The following is a 7,245-nucleotide window of genomic DNA, read 5'->3' on the forward strand; positions in this document are numbered from 1 at the left end:
CACAAGGTCAATTTAAAGGCTGCTTGCGGCCGGCCATGTCGGGCCGCTGGCCCTGCCGGTGTAGGAAGTGGATGACAGTTCGATCCCCTGTGTCAGGCGCGCCGCGCCGGCGGCTTGAAGCCAAGCTGTTTCATCGCGGCGGTCAGGCTGTTGCGTGAGGCCTCGTAGGCGTCCCAGGGCCGGTTGCCGACGCCCAGCCGGGCGCCCAGGGTTTGCGCCGTCCAGTGCGCGCCGCTGGTCAGCGAATCCAGTTCATCCCAGGCGACGGGCACCGACACGCCCAGCCCGGGCCGGGCGCGCAGCGACCAGGCAGACACCGTGGTCGCGCCGAAACCGTTGCGCAGGTAGTCCGGGAAAATCTTGCCGACACGGTTTTTAGGGCCGCTCTTGGCGACAAAGCGCTGGGGGATCACCGAGGCCAGGTGCATCACCAGCGCGTGCGAGAAATCCTTGACGGTGTCGAAGTCGTACTGCCGCTTGAGCGGCACCACCACGTGCAGGCCCTTGCCGCCGCTGGTCTTGAGGAAGCTGGACAGCTTCAGCTCGTCGAGAAAGGCGCGTACCAGCTGCGCGGCCTCCTGCATCTGCGGCCAGGCCACGCCTTCGCCGGGATCCAGGTCAAAGGTCATGCGGTCGGGCTTGTGGATGGCGCGCGTCGTGGCGTTCCAGGTGTGGAACTCCAGCACATTGACCTGGGTGGCGGCCAGCAGGGCGGCCGTGGTGGGGATTTCCAGCAGCGGCTCGTGGTCGGGATCCAGCGCGGGGTCCAGCAATTTGATGCCCGGGACCGAGCTGGCTTCGGCGTGCTTCTGGAAGAACAGCTCACCGCCTATGCCCGAGGGCGCGCGCACCAGCGAGGTCGGCCGCGCCTTGAGATGCGGCAATATCAGAGCCGCGACCTGCGCATAGTGCTCGACCACGTTCTGTTTGGTGAAGCCGGTGCTGCTGTCGACCACGCGGTCGGCATGCGTGACGCGCAGGGATTTCAGCGCGGCCGGGGCGGCTTTGGCGGGTGTTTTTGCCGCGGCTTTCAGGCTGCCCTTGGCACTGGGTTTTTCGCTGGCGGGGTTTTTCGCGGGGTTCACGGCGGCGCCTTTCTTGCCGCGCTGCAGGGCGGCGGGTTTTTCACGAACGATGTGGGTGGCGGGCTTGTCGCGGCGCAGGCCCTGGAACACCGAATGGCGGATGTGGCCGCCGTGGGTCCATTCGCCGAAGGCGACCTCGGCCAGCAGCCGCGGTTTGACCCACTGGCCCTTGACGCCGGCGGGCAGCTTTGCGAAGGGGCTGCGCTCCGCATGGATTTTCTGCAGCCGCGCCTTGAGGTCCTTGAGCACCTTGTCATTGAAGCCGGTGCCGACGTTGCCGGCGTACTTCAGCGCGCCGTCCTCGTTGTGCACGCCCAGCATCAGCGCGCCCAGGCCGGCGCGCGAGCCCTTGGGTTCGGTGTAGCCGCCAATGACGAACTCCTGGCGCAGCTGGGTCTTGAGCTTGATCCAGTCCGGCGAGCGGCGCGAGACATAGGCCGAATCCATGCGCTTGCCGATCACACCTTCGAGCCCGACTTGCCGCGCCGACTCCAGCAGGTCTTGCGGTGTTTCCTCAAACGTGTCGCTAAAGCGAATGGTCTCCTGCGGATGGCGGGTGACCAGCGCGCACAGCAGCTCCCGGCGCTGGGCCAGGGGCAACTGGCGCAGGTCCAGTCCGTCGAAGTAGGGCAGGTCGAACACGTAGTAGAGGATGCGGGCTGTGCTGGCATGGTCGAAGGCGTTTTGCAGCGCGCCGAAGTCGGGCACGCCGCGCTCGTTCATCACCACGATTTCGCCGTCGACCCAGCCCGAAGGGATTTCCAGCGCGGCCACGGCCTGGGCCAGCTTGGGCAGCTTGTGCGTCCAGTCATTGCCGTTGCGCGTCATGAGGCGGACCGAGGTCCCGTCTATGCGGGCCAGCAGGCGGTAGCCGTCGTACTTGATCTCGTAGGCCCAGCCCTGCGGGTCGGCCGGCGGGCGCGCGACCAGCGTGGCGAGTTGCGGTGAGAGTATTTCGGGCAGTTTGGCCTTGACGGCGCCTTCGGGAATACCGTTGTCTGTTTGCGCTGCGGCTTTTTTTGCTGAGGCGGCTGAGGCCTTCTTCGTYGCCGTCTTGCGTGGCGCCTTGCCGGATTTTCCCGCGGCGTCACGAGGCAGGGGCTGGCCCGAGAGCACGCTGTTGGGCAGGGCCTCGCGCACGTCGTATTCTTTTTCGGGGCGGGCGTGTTCGTCGTGTTCCTTGATCAGYAGCCAGGGTTCCTTGCTGTCGTCGCCGCGGCCGTGCATGCGCACCAGGGTCCAGCCGCCCTTGAGTTTTTCACCGTGCAGGTCGAATTTCAGTTTTCCTTGACGCAGGCTTTTGGCCGGGTCGCCGTGCGGTGTCCACAGGCCGCGGTCCCAGACGATCACGTCGCCGGCACCGTATTGTCTGGCGGGGATGCTGCCTTCAAAACCTGCGTAGGAGATAGGGTGGTCTTCCACGCGCATGCCCATGCGCTTGACGGCCGGGTCCAGGCTGGGGCCCTTGGGAACCGCCCAGCTTTTGAGTGCGCCCTGCAGCTCCAGGCGGAAGTCGTAATGCAGGTTGCGGGCATCGTGCTTCTGGATCACGAAGCTCAAGGCCTTGTCCGAACGTGCACCGCCCTCCGCGGGTTCGGGCGTGCGCGTGAAGTCGCGTTTGGCGCGGTAGTGTTTCAGCGAATCGCGGGTGCCCATGTCGTCGGCCTGCGCGGCAGTGGCCGGCTAGGCGGCGCGCCGCCTGGCGGGGGCATGCGCGCCGCTTTTGGCCGCGGACTTTTTGCGTGCCGGCGTTTTGGCGGAGGCCTTTGTTTTGGCGGCCGGCTTGGATTTGGGCGCGTCGCCGCCGCCTTTGCGCAGGCTGCGCTGCAGCAGTTCGGTCAGGTCGATGATCTTGGCGCCGGAACGGGTTTCGGTTTCGTCGGACTCCTCCGGCTGCACCACGTTCTCCAGTTTGCCTTCCTTGGCCTTGCGCTTGACCAGCGCCATGATGTCGTCCTTGAAGGAATCGGTGAACTGTTCCGGGTCCCATTTGCCGGTCATATCGTCTACCAGCTGTTTGGCCATGGCCAGTTCCTTGTCGGAAAGGCCGGCGGCCTTGGCACCCACAGGCGGCAGGTTCAGCTCTTCGATCGAGCGGATGTCGGCGCCCCAGCGCAACAGGTTCAGCACCAGCACCGGGCCCGCGGGCACCAGCACGGCCAGGTGCTGCTTGGTCTGGATGATGACGCGGGCAACGCCGACGCGCTGCGTTTTCAGCAAGGTGTCGCGCAGCAGCGCATAGACCTTCTGGCCCTTGTTGATGGGCGCGACGTAGTAGGGCCGCTCGAGGTAGACAAAGGGAATCTCGGTGTTGGGCACAAAACTTTCGATTTCAATGGTCTGGGTGGTCTTGGGATAGGCCGCGGCGATTTCGTCTTCCGACAGCACCACGTACTGGCCGTCCTCGTATTCGACGCCTTTGACGATGTTTTCCTTGGTGATTTCCCTGCCCGTGCGCTTGTTGATGCGCTTGTAGCCCACCGGGTCCATGCTGCGCTTGTCCAGCCAGTCGAAGTTGACGCCGCTTTCGGAGGTGGCCGAATGCAGCGCGACGGGGATGTGGACCAGGCCGAAGCTGATGGCGCCTTTCCATAGAACGCGGGATGCCATGGGTGTCCTTCTTGCGGATATGACTATCCCAACAGTCTCCGGCTCGCGCGCATGCGGATGTGTCGGCGCGCGGTGGGGTAGGGGCGTCGTCCGGAACCGACTGTTCGCATGGGGTTTGTCCTACGGGTCCGGGCGCGGTGCGACACGCACAATCGGCTGCAACTTTTCAAGGAGCCGACCCATGCTTTCACGCCGTACCGCCACCCGAATGTCCCTGGCCGCCCTGGCTGTGGCCGCTGCCGCCATCACCGGCTGCGGTGTGATGAACAAGCAATCCAGCCTGGTCGCTTTCACCACGCAGCTTCGCGGCGCCAATGAAGTGCCCGCCAATGCCAGCCCCGGCAGCGGCTCGGTCGATGCCGTGTTCGACCCCAGCACCAACCTGCTTCGCTGGAAGGTCAACTACACCCGTCTCACCGGGCCTGCAACGGCAGGGCACTTTCACGGCCCCGCCGCCATCGGCGCCAACGCCGGCGTTGCCCTGGGATGGGCCGGCCCTCCAAGCAGTCCCATGGACGGCAGCGCAACGCTGACAGCCGCCCAGGCCGCCGACCTGATGGCAGGCCGGTGGTATGCCAATATTCATACGGCGGCCTATCCCGCTGGTGAAGTGCGCGGCCAGATGACGGTGGTGCGCAACTAAATTCGGGTTCCCCGGCCTCTACGGAGGTTGTCGAATAAATGGTTGCGGACGCAACCGGATGGGTTTATAGTTGCGATCGCAACCATAAATCAACCGGAACAAGCGCATCGTGACAACGCCTCTTTCTTCGGGTTCTTCCGGCTGGCCGCGCCGTGTGCCGGTGCTGATTGCCGGCGGCGGCCCGGTGGGCATGACGCTGGCGGCTTTGCTGGCGCGCCACGGCGTCGCCAGCCTGGTGGTGGAGGCCGACGCCGGTTATTGCGCCGGCAGCCGCGCCATCTGCATGTCGCGCCGCTCGCAGGAAATTTTCGGCTGGGTCGGCGCCGACAAGGCGCTGGGGGACAAAGGCTTGTCATGGGTGGGCGGGCGCAGCTACTTCCGCGACCGCGAAGTGCTGCATTTCCAGATGCCCAGCGAGCCTACGCAGCGCTTCGCGCCCATGGTCAATATCCAGCAGTTCTATGCCGAGGAGTTCGCGCACAAGGCGGCGCTGGCCCAGGCCGGCCTGGTTGACGTGCGCTGGTCCAGCAAAGTGACGGCGGTGCGGCCCGAGGCCGGCGGCGCGCAGGTGGATATCGAGGCGCCTGACGGCACGCATACCGTGCAGGCTGACTGGGTGGTGGCCTGTGATGGCGGCCGCAGCACGGTGCGCGAACAGCTGGGCCTGCAGCTCGAAGGCACACAGTACGAGGGTCGCTACGTGATCGTCGACGTGGTGCAGAAAACCCGCCGCGCGGTTGAGCGCCTGGCCTGGTTCGACCCGCCGTCGAATCCCGGCTCCACCATCCTGATGCACCGCCAGCCCGACGACGTCTGGCGCATCGACTACCAGATCCGCGACGACGAGGACCCGCTCGAGGCGGTCAAACCCGAGAATGTGCTGCCGCGCGTGCAAAGCCATTTGTCCATGATCGGCGAGGACCAGCCTTGGGAGCCGCTGTGGATTTCGATCTACAACGCCAAATGCCTGACGCTGCCCAGCTACCGCCACGGCCGTGTGCTGTTCGCCGGCGACGCGGCCCACCTGGTGCCCATCTTCGGCGTGCGTGGGCTCAACTCGGGCCTGGACGATGCGGGCAACCTGGCCTGGAAACTGGCGCTGGTGCAACAGGGCCGCGCCGCGGATTCGCTGCTCGACAGTTATTCCAGCGAGCGCGTGCAGGCCACGCGCGAGAACATCCGTTACGGCGCCAAGAGCACCGAATTCATGGCGCCGCCCAACCACGGCTTCAAGCTGTTGCGCGAAGCCGCGCTGCGCCTGGCGACCGAGGACGCCGCCGTGGCCTCGCTGCTGAACCCGCGCCAATCCACTCCAGTCGAATATGTGGGCTCGCCGCTGAACCTGGCCGCGCAGGAAAGCGCTTTCGGCGCCGGTGCGCGCGCCGGCATGCCCGCACCTGAGGCCAGGCTGCGTGGTGCGGACGGCGACCTTCATCTCACATCGTGTTTCGGTGGCGGTTTTGTGCTGCTGTATTTCAGCGAGAAGGGCGTACTGCCAAAAGGCATCGCCGCCTTGGCGGCCTCCGGCCAGGACGGCCCCGCTTCCGTCAAGGTGATCGCTATTGGCAAGCAGGGCGAGCCCGCCAATGACGTCCTGCTCGATGAGCTCGGCCAGGCCCGCGAGCGCTACCGCGCTGGTGAGGGCTCGGCCTTCCTGGTGCGGCCCGACGGCTACCTCATGGGCCGCTGGAAGGCGGCCTCAGCCGCGGAAATTGCCTCCGCGTTGAAGCCTTTCCAGCAGCGGCCAGCTTGATGATTGAGGAGACAACCATGAACCCGACACTGCCCCAAACCGGCGACCTTGACCAGGCCTATACAGCGCTCGCGGAGGCCACGGCCCGTGTCGGCGAGGCGAGGGCGCCACTGCTGCTGGCCACGCTGGCGCTCGCGTTGCTGAGCCGCCAGCCCGACGCCGGCGAAGCCCTGGCGCTGATCGCCCAGGCCGAGCGCCTGGCGGCCACCTGATTCCGATACCCCTTCCCGATCACCCATAACCATTTCACGGAGACAAAACATGCACCGCCTTCCCGCTTCCCTTCGCCGCCTGCTTGCCGTACTGGCGCTGGCCTCCACCGCCGCTTCCGCGCAGACCTGGCCGGCACGCCCCATCGAATGGGTAGTGCCTTACCCGGCGGGCGGCGGCTCCGACGTGGTGGCGCGCGCGTTGACCGAAGCCATGGGCCAGGCCCTGGGCCAGCCTCTCATCATCAACAACAAGCCGGGGGCCGCGACCAACATCGGCGCCGACTACGTGGCCCACGCCAAACCCGACGGCTACACCGTGCTGACCGGCGACACCGCCACGCTGGCGGCCAATCCGGCGCTCTACACCAAGCTCAGCTACAGCGCTGAAAAAGACCTGGCGCCCATAGGCCTGCTGGCGCGTTTCCCGATGATCCTGGTCGTCAACCCCGCCGTGCCTGCCAAAAACCTGGCCGAGTTCACGGCCTGGGCCAAGACCCAGAAGGGCGGCGTCAGCTACGCCACGCCGGGCGCCGGCAGTCCGCACCACCTGGCCACGGAACTGTTCCGCGGCAAGACCGGCCTCAACCTGGTGCATGTGCCGTATCGCGGCGCCGCACCGGCGGTGCAGGACGTGGCGGGCGGGCAAGTGCCTTTCATGTTTGTCGACACTGCCAGCGGCATGGGCTTTATCAATGCCGGGCGGCTGCGCGCCATTGCCATCGCGAGCCCGCAGCGCGTGAAGAACTTCGAGACCATCCCCACGCTGGACGAACAAGGCCTCAAGGGTTTTGAAGCCTACGCCTGGCAAGGCCTGGCCGCGCCGGCCGGCACGCCGGACGCCGTGATCGCCAAGCTCAACAAGACGCTGGTGGACGCCCTGAACTCCACGCCTGTCAAGGCGCGTTTCCAGGTGCTAGGCCTGGAACCCACGCCCAGCACGCC

Annotated in this window: 6 protein-coding genes; 4 read left to right on the plus strand and 2 right to left on the minus strand. The window is 66.2% G+C overall.

Annotation, left to right across the window (positions count from 1 at the left end; genetic code table 11):
- Positions 1-92: 92 nt before the first annotated feature.
- A complete protein-coding gene (gene ligD, locus AC1D0P_RS03260) occupies positions 93-2,741 on the minus strand; it encodes a DNA ligase D (protein ID WP_477675377.1) in 2,649 nt (882 codons plus the stop codon).
- Between the two features lie 27 nt (positions 2,742-2,768).
- On the minus strand, positions 2,769-3,695 hold the full coding sequence (gene ku, locus AC1D0P_RS03265) for a non-homologous end joining protein Ku (protein ID WP_477675378.1): 927 nt from the start codon (positions 3,693-3,695) through the stop codon (positions 2,769-2,771).
- A gap of 181 nt (positions 3,696-3,876) precedes the next feature.
- On the opposite strand from ku, the gene AC1D0P_RS03270 reads away from it, so the two are divergent.
- The 4 genes from AC1D0P_RS03270 to AC1D0P_RS03285 form a co-directional block, all read left to right on the plus strand.
- A complete protein-coding gene (locus AC1D0P_RS03270; RefSeq protein ID WP_477652026.1) occupies positions 3,877-4,338 on the plus strand; it encodes a CHRD domain-containing protein in 462 nt (153 codons plus the stop codon).
- A gap of 109 nt (positions 4,339-4,447) precedes the next feature.
- Positions 4,448-6,091: an FAD-dependent oxidoreductase gene (locus AC1D0P_RS03275; protein ID WP_477675379.1), complete on the plus strand. Its 1,644-nt coding sequence runs from the start codon at positions 4,448-4,450 to the stop codon at positions 6,089-6,091.
- Between the two features lie 17 nt (positions 6,092-6,108).
- Entirely contained in the window at positions 6,109-6,303 is a 195-nt protein-coding gene (locus tag AC1D0P_RS03280) for a hypothetical protein (RefSeq protein ID WP_477675380.1), read from the plus strand.
- Between the two features lie 49 nt (positions 6,304-6,352).
- On the plus strand, positions 6,353-7,245 hold an 893-nt coding region (locus tag AC1D0P_RS03285; RefSeq protein ID WP_477675381.1), incomplete at its 3' end, for a Bug family tripartite tricarboxylate transporter substrate binding protein.

The sequence above is a fragment of the Polaromonas sp. P1_G2 genome (assembly GCF_056405515.1).

What these genes read in the sequence shown, in the direction of transcription:
- AC1D0P_RS03270 (WP_477652026.1), top strand. Translation starts at nt 3,877, where the DNA reads ATGCTTTCACGCCGTACCGCCACCCGAATGTCCCTGGCCGCCCTGGCT.
- ku (WP_477675378.1), bottom strand. Translation starts at nt 3,695, where the DNA reads ATGGCATCCCGCGTTCTATGGAAAGGCGCCATCAGCTTCGGCCTGGTC.
- AC1D0P_RS03280 (WP_477675380.1), top strand. Translation starts at nt 6,109, where the DNA reads ATGAACCCGACACTGCCCCAAACCGGCGACCTTGACCAGGCCTATACA.